This is a genomic window from Candidatus Cloacimonadota bacterium, assembly GCA_011372345.1.
Taxonomy (GTDB): Bacteria; Cloacimonadota; Cloacimonadia; order Cloacimonadales; family TCS61; genus DRTC01.
This window is the reverse complement of record DRTC01000217.1, coordinates 1-1,779: the sequence shown is the minus strand read 5'-3', so window position 1 is coordinate 1,779 and position 1,779 is coordinate 1. Positions and strand designations below refer to the sequence as shown.

Annotated in this window: 2 protein-coding genes; one reads left to right on the top strand and one right to left on the bottom strand. The window is 36.3% G+C overall.

All coding sequences use genetic code 11. The features are described from left to right. Window positions 1-1,521: T9SS type A sorting domain-containing protein (locus ENL20_04210; protein ID HHE37760.1), on the top strand; the 1,521-nt coding region annotated here is incomplete at its 5' end. A 39-nt stretch (window positions 1,522-1,560) separates the two neighbouring features. On the opposite strand, the gene ENL20_04205 is transcribed toward ENL20_04210, so the two are convergent. Continuing rightward, a complete protein-coding gene (locus ENL20_04205) occupies window positions 1,561-1,767 on the bottom strand; it encodes a hypothetical protein (GenBank protein HHE37759.1) in 207 nt (68 codons plus the stop codon). Window positions 1,768-1,779 lie beyond the last annotated feature (12 nt).

The window sequence follows — 1,779 nt, the reverse complement described above, 5'->3', positions numbered from 1 at the left end:
CTCTGGAACAATTCTCCCAACGAAATAACAGGTAATTATGAAATGCATTATTCTGATATACAGGGAAGTGAAGGAGGTGGAACTAATTATGATATCGATCCCCTGTTTTCAAATCCTGAAGAAGGTGATTATCACCTTTTGGGTCTTAGCCAGCTTATCGGATCCGGGATAATGGAATATCAGAACTGGCAAGCACCGGAATATGATATTGATGGCAATCCTCGACCCAATCCTGCTGGTTCTTTCCCGGATATTGGAGTTTATGAAAATCCACTTGAAGGACCTCAAAACTCAGAAATTTATGTATCCGTAAACGGTTCTGACGAAACCGGTGACGGCACCGAAGAAAATCCTTTAGCTACCATTCAATATGCTTTAAGTTTAGTTTATAACAGAGGGATAATTCTAGTTCAACCCGGAGAATATTTTGAAAACATCGATTTTAGCGGGAAAAATGTTACAATAAAATCTGTAGAAGGATTTGAAAATACAATAATCAATGGAGATCAGATGGATTGTGTTGTAACCTTTGAAAATGAAGAAAATGCGGAAGCAGTTCTGGACGGCTTTACAATAACAAATGGAGAAGGACTTATTGGTGGAGGTATTCTTTGTTATAATTCTCAACCGACATTGAAAAATCTTCTGATCAAAGAAAATGAAGCCACTTCCGGCGGAGGAATTGCCTGTCTGAATTCGGATATTCTCATCCAAAATGTTGTGGTTGTAAATAACATTTCAATAAACTTTGGCGGTGGAATGTATTGTTATAATTCTGATCCGATTTTAACAAATATAACAGTATCCGGTAATTCAGCGGATCTTGGAGGAGGAATTTCTTGCTTATCAAATTCTGATCCTATTTTAACAAATTGTATTTTATGGGATAATGTGCCCCATGAAATCCGCTTTCATGGAGATACTTCCCCTAATTCGATTACAATTACATATTCGGATATTCAAGAAGGAGAAGAAGGAATTGAGACAAACGATAATGGTATCGTGAACTGGTTGGAAGGAAATATCGACAACGAACCATTATTTGTGGGAACAGGTGATTATCCCTTCTCACTTCAGGATCTGTCTCCCTGCATAAATACCGGAACTCCCGATACAACCGGCTTGAATTTACCGGAATTTGATCTTGCCGGAAATCTGCGAGTTTACGGTGAAAGGATCGATATGGGAGCTTATGAAAATCAGAATGTATTCGCTGTAGAAGATTTGATTCCGGTAATTACATCGCTCAATAATAATTATCCCAATCCATTTAATCCCTCTACAAAGATAGAATTCAGCATCGAACAAAACCAACAAAACGAACAAACAAAGTTGATCATTTATAATCTGAAAGGACAGAAAGTGAAGCAGCTTGTCAGCGATCAGCTTTCAGCAGGTCGGTATTCTGTGATTTGGAATGGAAAAGATGACAACAACAAACCGGTTTCTTCGGGAGTTTACTTCTACAAATTGAAATCAGGTAACTTTGAGAAAATCAGAAAAATGATCCTGATGAAATAGGATAAGCAAGAAGAACATCTTAATTTAGAAGTAGGCGATTCAAACTTCGGAAGTTAGTTTTTCCAATTCTTCATATCTATCTATGAAATTAATATTCGGTGTTTTTGCATAAAGATTCTTGTTTAACTCAATTGCTTTTTTCCGATAGATTTCTGTTTTTTCTTTTATTTTTAACTTATTATACATCAGAGCTAATTCGAAATTGAGCATTGCTAATTGTTCTTTTTCATTTGTTTCTCGAAGCATTTTCTCTAAAGG